This window comes from Polynucleobacter sp. 80A-SIGWE, assembly GCF_018882295.1.
Lineage (GTDB): Bacteria > Pseudomonadota > Gammaproteobacteria > Burkholderiales > Burkholderiaceae > Polynucleobacter.
Genome location: NZ_JACVOR010000001.1, coordinates 785,632 through 800,949, shown reverse-complemented (window position 1 = coordinate 800,949; position 15,318 = coordinate 785,632). Strand labels below are relative to the sequence as shown.

13 protein-coding genes are annotated in these 15,318 nt (G+C 47.2%); 7 read left to right on the top strand and 6 right to left on the bottom strand.

Features of this window, described 5'->3' with window-relative positions; all coding sequences use genetic code 11:
• Nucleotide 1: 1 nt before the first annotated feature.
• Genes ICN25_RS04155 through ICN25_RS04145 form a run of 3 tightly spaced genes read right to left on the bottom strand, consistent with a single transcriptional unit; the run spans nt 2 to nt 3,587 of the window.
• Entirely contained in the window at nt 2–625 is a 624-nt protein-coding gene (locus tag ICN25_RS04155; protein ID WP_216179253.1) for a hypothetical protein, read from the bottom strand.
• Entirely contained in the window at nt 622–1,869 is a 1,248-nt protein-coding gene (locus ICN25_RS04150; protein WP_216179251.1) for an exo-alpha-sialidase, read from the bottom strand. Before ICN25_RS04150 ends, ICN25_RS04155 begins: the two co-directional genes overlap by 4 nt.
• Nucleotides 1,866–3,587, bottom strand: a complete 1,722-nt coding sequence (locus tag ICN25_RS04145; RefSeq protein WP_216179249.1) for a glycosyltransferase family 39 protein — start codon at nt 3,585–3,587, stop codon at nt 1,866–1,868. The genes ICN25_RS04150 and ICN25_RS04145 overlap by 4 nt, the downstream gene beginning before the upstream one ends.
• A 184-nt stretch (nt 3,588–3,771) precedes the next feature.
• Between ICN25_RS04145 and ICN25_RS04140 the strand changes: the two genes are divergently transcribed.
• Nucleotides 3,772–4,101 carry a c-type cytochrome gene (locus tag ICN25_RS04140; RefSeq protein WP_216179247.1) on the top strand — a complete coding sequence of 110 codons (330 nt, stop codon included), beginning with the start codon at nt 3,772–3,774 and terminating at the stop codon, nt 4,099–4,101.
• 9 nt (nt 4,102–4,110) lie between these two features.
• Nucleotides 4,111–5,388, top strand: a complete 1,278-nt coding sequence (locus ICN25_RS04135) for an NAD(P)/FAD-dependent oxidoreductase (RefSeq protein ID WP_216179245.1) — start codon at nt 4,111–4,113, stop codon at nt 5,386–5,388.
• A 49-nt stretch (nt 5,389–5,437) separates the two neighbouring features.
• Here the strand turns inward: ICN25_RS04135 and ICN25_RS04130 are convergent, their stop codons facing one another.
• Both ICN25_RS04130 and ICN25_RS04125 read right to left on the bottom strand, forming a co-directional pair.
• The gene (locus ICN25_RS04130; RefSeq protein ID WP_216179243.1) at nt 5,438–6,793 is read right to left on the bottom strand and encodes a DUF3422 domain-containing protein; all 1,356 of its coding nucleotides are present in this window, start codon (nt 6,791–6,793) and stop codon (nt 5,438–5,440) included.
• 31 nt (nt 6,794–6,824) lie between these two features.
• The gene (locus tag ICN25_RS04125; RefSeq protein WP_216179241.1) at nt 6,825–8,231 is read right to left on the bottom strand and encodes a TAXI family TRAP transporter solute-binding subunit; all 1,407 of its coding nucleotides are present in this window, start codon (nt 8,229–8,231) and stop codon (nt 6,825–6,827) included.
• A gap of 72 nt (nt 8,232–8,303) precedes the next feature.
• Between ICN25_RS04125 and ICN25_RS04120 the strand changes: the two genes are divergently transcribed.
• The 5 genes from ICN25_RS04120 (at nt 8,304) to ICN25_RS04100 (ending at nt 13,368) form a co-directional block, all read left to right on the top strand.
• Nucleotides 8,304–9,005 carry a pirin family protein gene (locus ICN25_RS04120; RefSeq protein WP_216179239.1) on the top strand — a complete coding sequence of 234 codons (702 nt, stop codon included), beginning with the start codon at nt 8,304–8,306 and terminating at the stop codon, nt 9,003–9,005.
• A 66-nt stretch (nt 9,006–9,071) separates the two neighbouring features.
• Complete coding sequence (locus ICN25_RS04115; RefSeq protein WP_216179237.1) at nt 9,072–10,619, top strand: UxaA family hydrolase; 1,548 nt, start codon at nt 9,072–9,074, stop codon at nt 10,617–10,619.
• Nucleotides 10,620–10,750: 131 nt separating this feature from the next.
• On the top strand, nt 10,751–11,731 hold the full coding sequence (locus ICN25_RS04110) for a DnaJ C-terminal domain-containing protein (protein WP_216179235.1): 981 nt from the start codon (nt 10,751–10,753) through the stop codon (nt 11,729–11,731).
• Between the two features lie 5 nt (nt 11,732–11,736).
• On the top strand, nt 11,737–12,054 hold the full coding sequence (locus ICN25_RS04105; protein WP_216179234.1) for a chaperone modulator CbpM: 318 nt from the start codon (nt 11,737–11,739) through the stop codon (nt 12,052–12,054).
• Between the two features lie 6 nt (nt 12,055–12,060).
• The gene (locus tag ICN25_RS04100) at nt 12,061–13,368 is read left to right on the top strand and encodes an APC family permease (protein ID WP_216179232.1); all 1,308 of its coding nucleotides are present in this window, start codon (nt 12,061–12,063) and stop codon (nt 13,366–13,368) included.
• On the opposite strand, the gene ICN25_RS04095 is transcribed toward ICN25_RS04100, so the two are convergent.
• Nucleotides 13,365–15,284: an ATP-binding cassette domain-containing protein gene (locus ICN25_RS04095; protein WP_216179230.1), complete on the bottom strand. Its 1,920-nt coding sequence runs from the start codon at nt 15,282–15,284 to the stop codon at nt 13,365–13,367. The two genes, ICN25_RS04100 and ICN25_RS04095, sit on opposite strands and share 4 nt — an antisense overlap.
• Nucleotides 15,285–15,318 lie beyond the last annotated feature (34 nt).

Genomic DNA, 15,318 nt, shown 5'->3' with positions numbered 1-15,318 from the left:
ATCAGCCCGCTCTAAAGAGGTAGCCTGATTGCGACTTCTCACGACGCTTCTGATAAATCGCACTAGGGATGGCAAACACAGCCCATAAAGCCAAGAAAGGATCTAAGAGATAGTCCCAAAGATTTGCTGATTCATGCCAATGCGCTGCCCAAGCAATGATCGCAAGCGAAAGAATCCAAACACCCTTAGTCCAACCAGCGAGACCGCAAAAAATGGCGAATACGACGACAGCAATCAAGAAGCCAATGGAACCATAGCCCCACACATAAGGATCCATCATGCCAAAGCCAAGCGCCAAGGGATAAAACGCAATTGCAATGAGTGCCAGTGGCACCTTAAATCCAAGCGGCGTCTTTTTAGCAGTAGGAAGCATGGAGCTCCACAACAAGAGCATTGTCACAATACTAAGATCACCAGTAACGCCGCGTACATAAGCAGATAGAGGCAATTCCAATGACATTCCTAGCGGCCAGAAAAATAAGTTAACCAATAAGAAAACCAAGAAAATGCGCACTGCAAATGGAATTTCTTTTGAGCTCAGCTTTTGCAAAAACACCATGAGCACTACCGCGCAAGTAAGAGACATCTCCAATAAGGCAATGGGCTGTAAATATGAGGCGATCATTGCACTTCCTTTTCTTTGAGGCTACTTACGGCATGCTTAAACCAGGCGACTGGAAAGTAAACATGTCTAATCTTTTTTCTATCCCAGGTATAGGCAAGATGCGCATCTTCACCATTGGCAGAAATTAAGTATGGGTAAGAAAACTCTCGACGCTGATCATTAGCTAAAGACTCATCATCTTCGAGCACTTGTATTACTTGCCATTGAGCAGAATTGGATTCACGCATTACCATCACCAAACGATAGCGACCTGCCTCAATATTATTGAGAACCATCAATCTCGTACCATTAGCCAAAGTTAGCGCAGCGAGAGCGGAGTTCGGATTTGAGATCTCAAGATCTTTTGTTACCACCCAAGACTGTCCAGCATCTTTGGTTTCACTAACAGGGATTTGCTTTGGCTGAGAGCTTGAGCGAGTTTGGCGGAAAAAAGCACTCGCATCTTGCGGTCCATCACCAAAGACAACAGGCTGAATCGCGCCCCTGCCAGAACTCATACGTCGCTTATCAATCACCTGACTCGCATCAATTCTGAGGAACTCTCCAAAACGACCAATCCACTCGTGATATGCCGGTAATCCTAGTCGCCCATCCGTAAACAGCATGGCCGGTGACTTTACCAAGGTGCTGAGGTTAATCAATGGCGAGCTAATGAGTCGCTGTGGTCGACCCCAAGTTAAACCCTCATCATCTGAAATCACTGAAGAGATTGAGCTGCCAGCCCAACCCCCAATAGAAACAGTGACAAAAAATAACTGCATGCGGCCATCAGCCATTCTGGCTGGAACGGGGTTACCCAATTTGGCAATGTAGCGGGACAAACCTTTTTCTGCGCTGACTCTATCCATCACAACAGTTGGAGCACTCCACCTAGATACCTGTGGATCAAAGACGGCTGTATAAATAGCCACATCTGGCGCACCCTCTCGACTTCCTGCAAACCAGAACGCCCTCACCCCGCCATCCTTTAGTGCAATTAAAGAGGCCGCATGCACCGAGGGAGCTCCCGTATCGGGCAACCAGTCCGTCCTCAAGCTGGGTTGCGCCTGTTTTACTGGCGCAGCATTTTTCAAAGTCTTTACTGGTTTATTGCTTTCAGGTAACTCAGGAGAATCCTCGACTGGATTTGCAACATCAACTGGGTAGGCGCTAGCAAAAGGTGCCCATACAGGACGACTATCAATGTGGAGGTAGCCCAGTACCGAGGCAAGTAATAAAAAACAGAGGGCAATTACACGGCTCATCGACAAGCATCCTTACCCACCACTGGCAACGCAATTGTTGCAGGTGTAGAAACTAAATATTCATTCACAAATAGGTGCTCTCCAATATGACCTTTGAGTATCGCCTGAATCTCCGCATCAGAATGACGGGCTCGCATCTCCATGCGCTTACCCACGATCTTGCAAGAGTCACAAAGCTCCGGCTCTACGCCGATCGGTGACTGTAGCGCTACCAATGGATAAGTGCTGCTCAATAAATCGATTTGGTTGGCATCTTTCGCTAAATAGCCATGCAATGTTGCGCCTGGCAATAAGAGTCGATACTCCTCATCCTTGGCGCGGTAGTCGCAAGGCACCCAAACATCTTGCCCAGCAACTCCTTGGATAGTGGATTGTGAGTATCGGCCCAATGCACCTTCCAGCGGAGCCAGGCTACTAGTGAGGGCGCAGTAGCAAAAAAAGCAGGCTGCCAAAGCAATTGTCTTGCTGCGCTCTCGATTGAATATACCTAGCAACACTAGAGCGATCGCAAGCCCCATAAAGGCCCAATGCCACGGTGAGTAATTCCAGATGGCAGGCTGACCTAAGAAATTTGATAGCTGCAAATTTCCGCCTACCCAAGCAAGGGCAGAAAGCAATATCAACTGTAGTAGCAATGCAATTCGGAATCCCCATAAAGGCAATCGATCCCAATACATTGCAATCAAAGCAGCGAAGGCTGGCATTACCGGCAATAGATAGCGGCCAGAACGCTGACTTGGCAAACTAAAGACGATGAAGAATGCCAATACTAAAAGCAGTAATAAGCCCTCTTCAAGCGATATGAAGCGCCGCTGTTTCCAAGATTGAATCAATGCGGATATCAATACGAAAGTAAATAGTCCAGCATTGGCTAAGGTGGTTAAAGCCAGCATCCAAATACTGTCCCCGCCACGCACTAAATCTAAAAGGTAGTTAGAGCTACGCGCCTCGAACTTGCCGGCATTCTCACCCAATACAAATTCTTTCCAGACTGCCTCCGGAAATGGATCTAGCAAAAACCAGAGTGCAAATACACCCAAAGCCAGAATAGCAATCAATATCACTTTATATAAGTCTTGCAATAAGACTTTCGGGATACTCCACTCACGCCAGCGCCAGTAAAACAAGCCCAAGGCAAATGTGGCAGGAACAATATAAGCAAACGACTTTGAGAGTAAAGCCATGCCAAAGCAGGCGCCCGCCATTACCGGAAAAAAAAGCTTGGATTCAAATGCAGTCCTACCCCAATAAAGCAGCGCAAAGAATGGCAGGCTCAACCAAAACACTTCGGGGGGATCTGTCAAAAATGGTCGGCCATAGCGATAGGTTGCAAAAAAGGAAAGCCATACCAAAGCCGCCAATAAGCCAGTCTGCTTTCTGCCGCTATACCGAGCCACCGTCAGAAATAAGAACAATGCCGTTAGGCCGGTATATAAAACGCTGGGCCAACGCAGTGCCAAGAGCGTCCAGTCACTCCCCCACCCCGTACTAGCGATACCTTCCCAAAACACCAAAGGCGGCTTGGTATTTTTAATGCCATCCATCTCAGATTGGAGGGGTAACCAAGCTCCAGCATCAGCAGTCATCCGGACGATGTGCATATAGGGATATTCATCCCCATTCTTTGGAGCAAAACGACTATCCAAACCATAGAGGTAGGTAAATACACCTAGAAGTAGGATGAAGATTGCATTTCGGTAAGTAAAAGAGCCACGCATATCGTTAGTTTATAGCTCTTGAGGGTAAAAGCTAAAAACTATCAAGGGCAGTACCCTCGTTTTTGGTTCTGAGCATATTGAAAATCAATCTAAGTAAAACCACCAATCCCATCCCCATCTGATTAAGATAGAGTCAATCAGCATCATCCTAAGAACAGCTGTATGTAAGACGGAGATTATCCCTATGCAAGTGAAGTATTTAAAACCCATTTTGGTGGCCAGCGCCCTCATTGGCTTAAGCCAGTGGAGCGGGCTCAGCTTCGCTCAAACTGCCGACCAATTATATAAACGTGGCCTCGCCGCAACTTGTGCGAATTGCCACGGTACGGATGGCAAAGGTGTGGTTGATGGCGGTATGCCGCTGATCAATACCCTTACAAGCGAACAAATGCTGACTCAATTAAAAGCATTTAAGTCTGGCGCACGAGAAGGCACCATCATGCCGCAACTTGCCAAAGGTTACACAGACGAACAACTCACCACCATTGCCAATCAACTTGGCAAGAAACAATAAGGAGGCGCCATGGATCGTCGACATTTTATAGGTCAGAGCGCTGCAGCAGTAGGTCTACTTGCAGGTCTTTCAAGCCCAGCAAAGGCAGCGAATTTACAAAAAGCAGAAATCTTGGTCATTGGTGGTGGATATGGCGGCGCTACTGCTGCTAAATATTTGCGCTTGTTCTCCAATAACACTGCACGAGTAACTCTGATTGAGCCAAACACAGCATTTGTTTCCTGCCCAATGTCCAATTTAGTGATTGGTGGCTCGCGCACTTTAGCCGAAATCACCTCTCCATATGACACCCTGAGCAAGCGTCATGGCATCAAGATTGTTCAAGACAGTGTCAGCAGCATTGACCCGGATAAGAAAACAGTTACACTCGCCTCAGGCAAGACTTTGCGTTACGACAAAGCTATTGTGTCTCCCGGTGTTTCACTGAATTTCAAGAGCATTGAGGGTCTTGCGCAAGCCAATAAGGATGGCGTCACTCTCCAAGCTTGGAAAGCAGGACCAGAAACTGTTGCTCTGCATAAGCAAATTGCCGCTATGCGTGAAGGTGGCACCTTTGCCATCACGATCCCAGAAGCTCCATATCGCTGCCCTCCTGGACCGTACGAGCGCGCCTGCCAGGTTGCCAACTACCTCAAGACCCACAACCCTAAAGGTAAGGTCGTCATTTTGGATGCCAATCAAGATGTGACATCCAAGGGCGCCTTATTCAAGAAGGTATGGGCTGAACAGTATGCTGGAATCATTGAATACCGACCAAAGAGCAATGTAGTTGGTGTTGATGCGAAAACTAAAACACTGAAGCTCGAAGTTGAGGATGACGTTAAAGCTGATGTATTGAACGTTCTCCCGCAAATGTCCGCTGGTGAGATTGCCATAAAAACTGGCTTAGCCAATTCCAATGGCCGCTGGGTGAATGTCAACTTCCTAAACTTTGAATCAACTGCTCGCAAAGATATTCACGTGCTGGGTGACTCTATTCAAATTGCGCCATTAATGCCGAAGTCTGGCCATATGGCTAACCAACACGCCAAAGTAGCAGCTGCAGCTATCGTTGCGGAATTGAGTGGCTGGGAAGTCAATCCAGCACCAGTGCTGACCAATACTTGCTACAGCTTTGTAAATGATCGCGAAGTGGTTCACGTTGCTAGCGTTCATCAATACAACGCTGCCGAGAAAACCTTTAAGACCGTTCCAGGTTCTGGTGGCTTATCACCTGCACCATCTACCCTTGAGGGTGTTTATGCTTGGGGCTGGGCGCACAACATCTGGGCTGATAGCCTGGGTTAAGCAGTATTTGCATCAATTAAAAAAGAGGCCTCGGCCTCTTTTTTTATGCCTACAGAGATTTACCCATCTCAACAATTCTCTTGCGTCGTCGCTTGCTAATAAACAAGAAGATGATCGCCACCACTGGAGCAGCAATTGCAGCAACAATTTCTGGATGAATAGCAAAGCCCGCCTCTTTGCCACCTTTGGCGACATAGGCCAATAAGCTCACGGCATAGTAAGTCAACACCAAAACTGATAGGCTCTCCACAGTTTCCTGCAAGCGCAATTGCAGACGCGCACGCTGATCCATGCTAGCGAGCAGTTTTTGCGTCTGTTCTTCATTTACAAACTCAATACGCGTTCGCAAAGTTTGTGTTGTTCTTGAGATGCGATCAGACAATTCTTTTAATCTGCGCTGAGTCCAAATACAGGTACCCATGGCAGGTTGAAAACGTCTATCCATAAACTCAGAGAGAGATTGGACGCCTGGAATTGGAGACTCTGCTAGCTCATATAAGTTTTTACTGAGTAATTGGCTATAGGCCTCAGCAGCAGTAAAGCGTAAGCCATAGCCTGATATCCACTGCTCCGCTCTTGATGCCAAATGAGAAAGTTCTCCTAAGAACTGTCCATCTTTTTCAGTATGCACACCTGGTTCAGTCTGGAGTTGAGAGATGTTGTTAGATAAATCCGCTAATTCCGACTCCGCACTTCTGAGTGGCATAGAGAGGCTCTTGGCTACGGGGAAAGCAATCATTGCAGCCATGCGATAAGTTTCGGCTTCGGCAATCGCTCGCGCTACGCGACCAGCCTGTCGTGAACCCAAAACATCGTGTGGAATGAAGTAAGAGATATAGCCATCCTCATCCAAGCGTAAGTCTGTCCACAGCTGCGCTTTCTTGCTTGAAAGAATATAACTACCCAAGACGGTATTTCCACTAAAAATAGCTGATACCTCTTGAGCCTCTGCAAACAAAGGGCGATGCTCAAACGCCAGATCTAAGGCGGAAATTCTTTCGCCGCCTGCCTCAACAATGGTTGGACAACCTAGACTATGAAATAAATTATCTAAACCCTTCTCTAAGGCGAGACGAGAATCCAGCAGTGGTCCAGTAATTTTTGCGGGGTTATGCACAATAGCTGCGATGGTTGCAAACTCACCATGTAACTCCCATTTAATCAGCACCCTCTCCGGCTCAGGCGCCAGAGTAAGCATCTTGAAAGAGTGGTCTTGCTCACCATCATTGGAGATGCCCAATGCAGCGCTGAGCTTTTGAATCCACAGAATCTGAGACTGACGAGAATCCGCATCAAGTAAAAAAGATTGGGATAACACCCTCTCATTTGGCCAAAGCGCGATAGGCGGCCTGGCATGCACTTCTTCATGCAACTGTTTTCGAGCTGGGTGATCGTATGGTTTCATAAGCGTTGCGTATTAAATTGCTATTAGCAAACTATACGCCACCATTCTCATCTTCAAATTGATAAGGATGCTCACCCCGATTCAAGCAGTTACGGACATAGTCAATGCTGGTTCGCAATGCATAGTAATCGCCAGCCATATTCTTAGAAACCTTTAACTGAAGAGCTTGATACTCCAGTAGATCTAATTTCTTGAGGTATTCGTCTCTCGTTTCCGGCTGATAGTTATTGGTCAACTCCTGCTCATAACTCTTTAGGACTCCATACAACTGATTAATCTTCCGACGCATGCGCTTATTACGATAGCCTGGCAAGGTCAGTAGTATTGGGTAAGCCAATGCGCAGAATGGCAGAAATACAAATATCAAACGATTGACCAACTCAGCCAACCAGAATGGTAAATAGGTCATCAACAATGGGGAGCCATTTTTTTCGTAGTGCAAAGCGACTGGACTTTGCGGTAGGCCTGTATTTTTGAAAGCAGGAAATTCACCGCGCTCCGAAAAGAAGGTGGCCTTTCCATTAATCTCGCGAGCGGCCTCTAAGAATAAAAATTGCAGTGCCGGATGCATTCTGTCATCAATCAGTAAATTGGTGGTTGATGCCATCAGCTGAATGTCTCTAGAAGGAAAGTTGCGTATCAAACTAAATCCACCAGCTGGAACCTTGAGAATCTGCATATAAGGCAATAAACGAGAATAGGCTTCTGCTCTGGGAAATGCGGATAGATGCAAGTTTGGATCCGCTAAGAGAGCCTGGACATTGGGGGCTTCGTAAGCATCAACAATAAACGCCGCATCAATCTCACCTTTTTGCAAAGCCTCGGTTGCTTTCGCCCCTGAAAGATAAAGAAAATTAGGGCCCTCCTCAAATCCATTCTCCTTCAGAATTTTCATCGCCTGCGCATGCGTTCCGCTACCTTTTATACCTACCGAAATTTTGGAGTTAAGAAAGTAACGGGATCGTGCTTTTATCTCTTGGTAATCATTTGTGTTGACCTCGGTACCTCGATAAAATAACCAGATCGGGTCGTAAGATATCGTCCCAAGGGATTGAACTCCAACAATGTCATGGGGTTTAAACGCACCAGCCTGTACAAAGGCTGCTTGCACGGGATCCTTTCGATCAACTAAATGTGCAACATTCTCTTCAGCGCCCTTCGTTGGTAAAAGCTCAAGGGTGATTCCTTTTTTCTCAAAAAAGGCAGCATATTTCTCTCCTAGAGCATGATAGGATCCTCCGGGCTGCCCCGTTGCCATCACAACATGTCTAGGTGGTGGTGGATCGGCATACCACCAAACCCCAATTAAACCCAATAATAGGATTGCCAATATAGGCCATGCCTCTACTAAAAACTGGGTAAAGTCGCTCCACTTTTCTTGGGCGGTCTCGTAGACGCCCAAGTAGGTTTCTTTAATGTCTTGTTTGATACTTCCCATGGAAGGCCAATCAGCAAATATGTCAAAAGCTAATGATAATGTGCTTATCCCTTTCCAGAAAAGACCTACATCATGTTAACCCTCAGAAAAGCTCAAGACCGCGGCTATGCTGACCACGGATGGCTTAAAAGCTTTCACTCCTTCTCTTTTGCCGGGTATCGCGACCCTCAATTTATGGGCTGGGGCAATTTAAGGGTGATCAACGAGGATCGGGTAGCCGCAGGCATGGGTTTTGGTAAGCACGGGCACCGCAATATGGAAATCATCAGCTATGTTTTATCTGGTGAATTAGCTCACGAAGACAGCATGGGAAATGTCAAAGGTATTCCGCCTGGGGATGTTCAGCGCATGAGTGCTGGAACCGGCGTTACCCACAGCGAGTTCAATCACGCTAAAGATCAAACCACCCACTTCCTACAGATTTGGATTGAGCCAAACCTGATGGAAATTCCTCCGAGTTACGAGCAAAAAACTATTCCACTCGCGGATAAGCAAGGCAAGCTGTGCTTGATTGCTTCTCAAGATGGATCGGGTAATGCGGTAAAAATTCATGCGGATGCCAAAGTGTATGCAGGTTTATTTGATGGATCTCAATCCCAAAAGTTAGATCTCGATCCAGGGCGTAAAGCCTACGCTCACCTTGTGAAGGGATCGCTACAGATCAATGGCATCCCTCTGTCTGGTGGCGATGCCCTGCTCATAGAAAACGAGAGTGACCTACTCATCAGCGGCGGCAATGATGCTGAAGTCATTATCTTTGACCTGAGTCATTAAAAATTTTCCGCTTGAGTCTTACGATGTACTTCTAACTGACGAACCCATCAATTTGAATACACCCCCATGATCGAGATTTCAGAAAAGCGCTTAATAGGCCCCATCATTCGCCTCCATCCGAATGACAATATTGTCGTTGCTCGGGTTGATGTGGCAATTGGCGAAGGGGTGCCCAGTGAAAATTTCACAAGTCGCAGCCAGGTTCCAGCGGGCTACAAAATTGCAGCCAAAAAAATTGCCAAGGGCGAACCCATTCTGAAATACAACGTGACTGTGGGATTTGCTAACACTGATATTGAAGCTGGCACGATGGTTCATAGCCACAATACTGAGTTTCGAGAATTCGATCGCGACTATGCCTATGCCAGCGAATACAAACCCACCACCCTTCTGCCAGAGTCTGAACGCGCAACATTCCAGGGTTACGTCCGTGCCAATGGAAAAGTGGGCACTCGCAACTTCATTGGCATCCTTTCTACAGTCAATTGCTCCGCAACAGTCGTCAACAAAATTGCGGAATGGTTTACGCCTGAACGCTTAAAAGACTTTCCGAATATTGATGGTGTTGTTGCCTTTAGCCATGGCATCGGTTGCGGCATGGAAATGAGTGGCGAGCCAATGCAATTACTGCGTAGAACGATGGCGGGCTATGCTCAGCACCCCAATCTCGCTGCAGCCCTGATCATTGGCTTAGGTTGTGAGCGCAATCAACTCAAAGGATTGATGGAGCAAGAGGCTCTTCAAGAAAACTCTACTTTGCATACCTTCATCATGCAAGAAACTGGTGGCACACGCAAAACTATTGAAGCAGGTATTGAGGCTGTTAAAGCACTCCTGCCGGAAGCCAATAAAGTGAAGCGGCAGACCGTATCTGCAAGTCACCTCTGTGTTGGCTTACAGTGCGGCGGATCAGACGGATTCTCTTCAATTACTGCGAACCCAGCCTTAGGCGCCGCGATTGATATTTTGTCGCGCCATGGCGGTACGGGCATCCTTTCTGAAACACCTGAGATTTATGGCGTTGAACACACACTCACTCGTCGAGCAGCGAGCAAGGCCATTGGTGAAAAATTAATCCAACGTATTCGTTGGTGGAAAGATGAATACTCGGTTGGCCGCGATGTCCAAATCAATGGACAAGTGAGCCCCGGGAATCAAATCGGTGGTCTGGCCAATATTTTTGAGAAGTCACTTGGCTCCTCTATGAAAGGCGGCACTGGACCTTTAATGGAAGTGTATCGATATGCAGAGCCAGTAACAGCCAAGGGTTTCGTATTTATGGATACGCCCGGTTTTGATCCTGTCTCCGCAACTGGTCAAATTGCTGGTGGCGCAAACCTGATTGCATTTACCACGGGGCGTGGCTCCATGTTTGGATCAAAGCCAGCACCTTGCATCAAGCTTGCAACCAATACACCGATGTACGAGCGACTCACCGAAGACATGGATATCAATTGCGGTGAGATCTTAGATGGGACCGTTTCAGTTCAGGAGATGGGTCAACGTATATTTGAACTCTTCCTCAGAACGGCCTCGGGAGAGGCCTCTAAAAGCGAATTATTGGGCCTAGGAGATTACGAGTTTGTACCATGGCAAATTGGGGTAATGAGCTAAACCTAGCTGCAGCTCAAGATCGCTAAAAGCGGGCAAGATGTCCGCTTTTTCTTTGCCCAAAAGAAGCTAGAAATCACCGCCGGGGACTGTAGAATTGAACTTATTGATTTAATCAGGAATTCATTAGGATTATGAAATTCAGGGACTACTACGAAACACTCGGTGTGGCGCGTGGCGCAACCGAAGCAGAGATTAAAGCGGCTTACCGCAAGCTAGCTCGCAAATACCACCCGGACGTGAATAAAGAAGCTGGTGCTGAAGAGCAATTCAAGGCAGTCGGTGAGGCCTACTCCGTTCTCAAGGATACTGAAAAGCGTGCTGCCTATGATCGCATGGGTGCCAATTGGAAAAATGGCCAAGACTTCACTCCACCACCAAATTGGAATGAAGGATTTGAGTATTCCGACGGCAACTTTGGTGGTGGTCACGGTGGATTTGGTGGAGGCTACGAAGGTGATCAAAGTGAATTCTTTGAATCACTCTTTGGCAGAGGTCGGCATCGCCAAGGTGGTCGTGGTGGGAACCCACGTCAAGGCATGGACTTCAAAGGCCAAGATCATCACGCCAAAATATTGATTGATCTAGCCGATGCCTACAATGGAGCAAAGCGCACCATTGCTCTGCATATGCCAACTCAAGATGCCAATGGTCATGTCAGTACTCAAGAGCGCAAACTCGATGTCAGTATTCCTAAAGGCATTAAAGCCGGACAAAATCTACGCTTAGCTGGTCAAGGTGGACCAGGCATAGGCTCCGGTGCTGCAGGCGACCTATATCTTGAAATTGATTTCCATCCAAACCCGATTTACCGTGTAGATGGCAAAGATGTTTACCTTGACCTACCTCTTGCCCCATGGGAAGCTGCTCTCGGAACAACTGTCAATATCCCCACTCCTGCAGGTTCTACTTTGGAATTAAAAATTCCAGCTGGGACAGCAACAGGCCGCAAGATGCGACTCAAAGAAAAAGGAATCCCCAGCAAAGAAGCTGGTGACCTATATGTAGTGCCAAATATTGTTTTGCCTGGCGCCGATACCGATGCACAAAAAGAAGCCTATCAATCACTAGAGAAAGCTTTTGATTTCAACCCCAGAACCCACCTGAAGGGATGATGAACATGACACAAACACAAATCACCTGGATCGAAGGTAGTCTTGTTGAAGAAGAGGTGCACATGAGCATTGTGGAAATTTCACAAGCCACACGCGCACCAGAGGATCTCATCATGTCTTGGGTAACCGAAGGCGTTCTGAGTCCTACTGGTTCATCCCCAGAAGATTGGCGCTTTAGCGGAGATTCACTTCAGCGCGCAAAAACTGCTGCGCATCTTGCCCACGACCTGGAGCTCAATACTCCTGGAGTTGCCTTAGCGCTCGACCTATTGGATGAAATCACCCGCTTACGTAGCCAGCTGCTTCGTACGAATTTAGGTTAAGCGCCATTGAACTCAGACTTACTTAAACGCAACCCAAAGCAAGCCAAGGACATTAGTCTTTTTTCTGCGACCGCGCTAGGCATCGGCGGAATGATGGGTGCAGGCCTCTATTCCCTACTTGGCTTGGCAAGCTCACATGCAGGCACCCATGTGCCTCTAGCTTTTCTGATTGGAGCTATAGCAGCCTCTTTCTCGGTCTACTCGTACGCAAAACTCGGCGCCGCTTATCCAAGCAGCGGTGGAGCAGCCACTTTTACAGTAATGAGCTTTGGGCCGGGGATCATTTCCGGCAGCATCAATCTATTTCAATACATCGCATACTTAATTGCTGCCGCTCTATACGCAGCAGGTTTTGTCGAGTACACCAATACACTTTTTGGTGGTGATCTCTCACCCATTCTCTTGAAATGCATTACTGCAGCAATCATTTTGATTTGTACATTTCTGAATCTTCTTGGGCCCAGCCTGGTTGGTAAGGCCGAAACATTTGCTATTGGTCTAGTAGTAATTAGTCTTCTAGTCTTTTCAGCGATGGGATTTCATCACGCAGACTTCAAGAGCTACCCCATGGCGGGTGGCTCCATAGAAGGCATTGCGGTAGCTGCCGGTATTCTCTATATTAATTTCCAGGGGTTTGGTGTCGTGACCAACTCCTCATCAGCGATGAAGAGCCCACAAAAAGAGTTACCTCTAGCAATGTTTTCTGCGCTGATCTTGGTGACGATCGCCTACTTAGCCGTGAGCATTGCCGTTGTGTTACTCATGCCCCTAAGCATCATACAAACTGACAATGGGCATGTTCTCGCTGACGCAGCAAAATTGGTAGCAGGTCAACTGGGATTTATTGTCATTAGCATTTCTGCATTGCTAGCCTGTGCTGCAGCAGTCAATGCTACTATTTTTGCAGCCTCTAATATCGCGGCTGATGTGGCTAAAAAGAAAGAGGTTTCCAGCGCGCTAGGTAACACCGTGCTTAAGAATAATCTTCATGCGCTCACCTTCTCATCAGTTGGCGTCATTATCTTAGCCCTAATCTTCCCTTTGAGTGAAGTGGGTCAAATGGCTAGCCTAGCTTTTCTATTGGTTTATGCGGTGATTACCTACGGACATATTCGCGTACATAAGCAAACTGGAGCGAATCCAAAAATTTTGTGGTGTGCGATTGCAATCAATCTGAGCTTATTCACCGCACTGCTGATGAATACGATTAAGACTGCACCATCTAGCGCTATCGCCCTACTCATTGCTCTTGTCGCATCTTTTGGACTTGAGGCATTTTCACGACTCAAATCCAAGCACCCCAAGTTACATTAAGATTCTGAGCGACTTAAGAGCAGCTCCCATCGCTGTAGCTTGATATCGAGATCGGCCGTGATTTCAGATAGGCGTGCTTGCATGCTGGCAGCTAGTTCAGGCTCATTTTTATAGAGATCCGGATTGCTCATCGCAATCCCAATATCCGCCTGCTCTGTTTCGAGAGTTTCAATCTGCAAAGGTAAAACTTCTAACTCCTGACGCTCTTTGCCGTTGAGTTTTTGCACCCCAGACTTTGCAGCTACAGGCTTAGATTCAATTTTGGACTCAATCTTTGCCTCTGGTTTTAGTTCAGCCTTGGCACCACCATTAGCTGCACGAATCTTGTCTGAGCGAGCCTTCTGAATCTTCCAATCCTCGTAACCACCCTCATACTCGCGCCAAAATCCATCGCCTTCATTGGCAATGATGCTGGTAACCACGTTATCTAAGAAGTAACGATCATGACTGACCAAGAACACAGTTCCCTTGTAATCCTGCAGCAACTGCTCGAGCAAATCTAGAGTATCAATGTCTAAGTCGTTAGTTGGCTCATCTAAAACTAAGACGTTTGCAGGGCGCGCAAATAAACGCGCCAACAATAAGCGATTGCGCTCTCCACCAGACAAAGTACTTACTGGTGAATTGGTGCGCTCTGGTGCGAATAAGAAATCACTTAAATAACTCTTAACGTGTTTCTTATTGCCATTAATTTCAATCCACTCACTACCTGGGCTTATGTAATCCTCAAGTGAAGCATTGAGATCAAGACCTTCGCGCATCTGATCAAAGTAAGCTACTTCAATACGAGTACCCATTGTTGCCGTACCGGAGTCTGGTGCGATCGTTCCGAGAATCAATTTAAGGAGCGTAGTCTTGCCAGCACCGTTAGGGCCAAGTAGACCCACTTTATCGCCACGCAAAATCGTTGCTGTGAAATCCTTCACAATCGGGCGATCGTAAGACTTAGAGACATTCTGAAGATCAGCAACAATCTTGCCACTTCGATCTCCAGCTGAAACTGCAAGCTTGACCTGCCCAACAGCATCACGTCTCTGCGAGCGTGTTGTCCGAAGTGCTTCAAGACGGGCTATACGGGCAACGCTGCGTGTACGTCTTGCCTCAACCCCTTTGCGAATCCAGACCTCCTCTTGGGCAAGCAACTTATCTGCACGTGCATTGGCCAAAGACTCGGAATTCATTTCCTGATCTTTTAATACCTCGTAGGCCGAAAAGTTACCTGGATAGGTGCGCAAGATACCGCGATCAAGTTCAACAATCTGCGTACAAACGTTATCCAAGAAAGCGCGATCATGGGTAATCAGAATTACAGAGCCTTTGTACTCTTTAAGTAAATCTTCCAACCAAGAAATCGAATCTAAATCCAAATGGTTGGTAGGCTCATCTAACAATAATACGTCAGGCATCTCTACTAGAGCGCGGGCTAATGCAACACGCTTCTTAGTTCCGCCCGATAAAGTATTAATCTTTACCTCAGCCTCTAAATGCAGGCGATCTAAAGTTTCGTGAACGCGCTGCTCCCAATTCCAGCCACTTAAGGCCTCCAATTGGGATTGCACTTCATCTAAACGATGGTGGGCTGCATCATCCCACTCCCCGACGCTGAGAGCCTCATATTCTTCACGCAGCGCCTTAGCCTGAGCCACGCCTTTGGATACCGCATCAAACACCGTCTCCTCAGCCTCAAAAATAGGTTCCTGCGGAACGTAGGCAATTCGGAGGCCTTGCTGATATTGCAGCAAACCATCATCCATTTTTTCTATGCCAGCCAAGATCTTCAACAAGGAAGATTTGCCCGTGCCATTGCGGCCAATTAAGCCAACACGCTCCCCAGATTCCAATGAGAAAGCAGTATTTGCGAGGAGGTCAACGTGGCCAAAAGCCAGTTTTGCATCAGTGAGTACGATTAAAGCCATGGCGACATTATCGTCACTTCACCCAAAGTGGGGA

Coding starts and splice junctions, on each gene's coding strand:
- ICN25_RS04155 (WP_216179253.1), bottom strand. CDS start 625: ATGATCGCCTCATATTTACAGCCCATTGCCTTATTGGAGATGTCTCTT.
- ICN25_RS04150 (WP_216179251.1), bottom strand. CDS start 1,869: ATGAGCCGTGTAATTGCCCTCTGTTTTTTATTACTTGCCTCGGTACTG.
- ICN25_RS04145 (WP_216179249.1), bottom strand. CDS start 3,587: ATGCGTGGCTCTTTTACTTACCGAAATGCAATCTTCATCCTACTTCTA.
- ICN25_RS04140 (WP_216179247.1), top strand. CDS start 3,772: ATGCAAGTGAAGTATTTAAAACCCATTTTGGTGGCCAGCGCCCTCATT.
- ICN25_RS04135 (WP_216179245.1), top strand. CDS start 4,111: ATGGATCGTCGACATTTTATAGGTCAGAGCGCTGCAGCAGTAGGTCTA.
- ICN25_RS04130 (WP_216179243.1), bottom strand. CDS start 6,793: ATGAAACCATACGATCACCCAGCTCGAAAACAGTTGCATGAAGAAGTG.
- ICN25_RS04125 (WP_216179241.1), bottom strand. CDS start 8,231: ATGGGAAGTATCAAACAAGACATTAAAGAAACCTACTTGGGCGTCTAC.
- ICN25_RS04120 (WP_216179239.1), top strand. CDS start 8,304: ATGTTAACCCTCAGAAAAGCTCAAGACCGCGGCTATGCTGACCACGGA.
- ICN25_RS04115 (WP_216179237.1), top strand. CDS start 9,072: ATGATCGAGATTTCAGAAAAGCGCTTAATAGGCCCCATCATTCGCCTC.
- ICN25_RS04110 (WP_216179235.1), top strand. CDS start 10,751: ATGAAATTCAGGGACTACTACGAAACACTCGGTGTGGCGCGTGGCGCA.
- ICN25_RS04105 (WP_216179234.1), top strand. CDS start 11,737: ATGACACAAACACAAATCACCTGGATCGAAGGTAGTCTTGTTGAAGAA.
- ICN25_RS04095 (WP_216179230.1), bottom strand. CDS start 15,284: ATGGCTTTAATCGTACTCACTGATGCAAAACTGGCTTTTGGCCACGTT.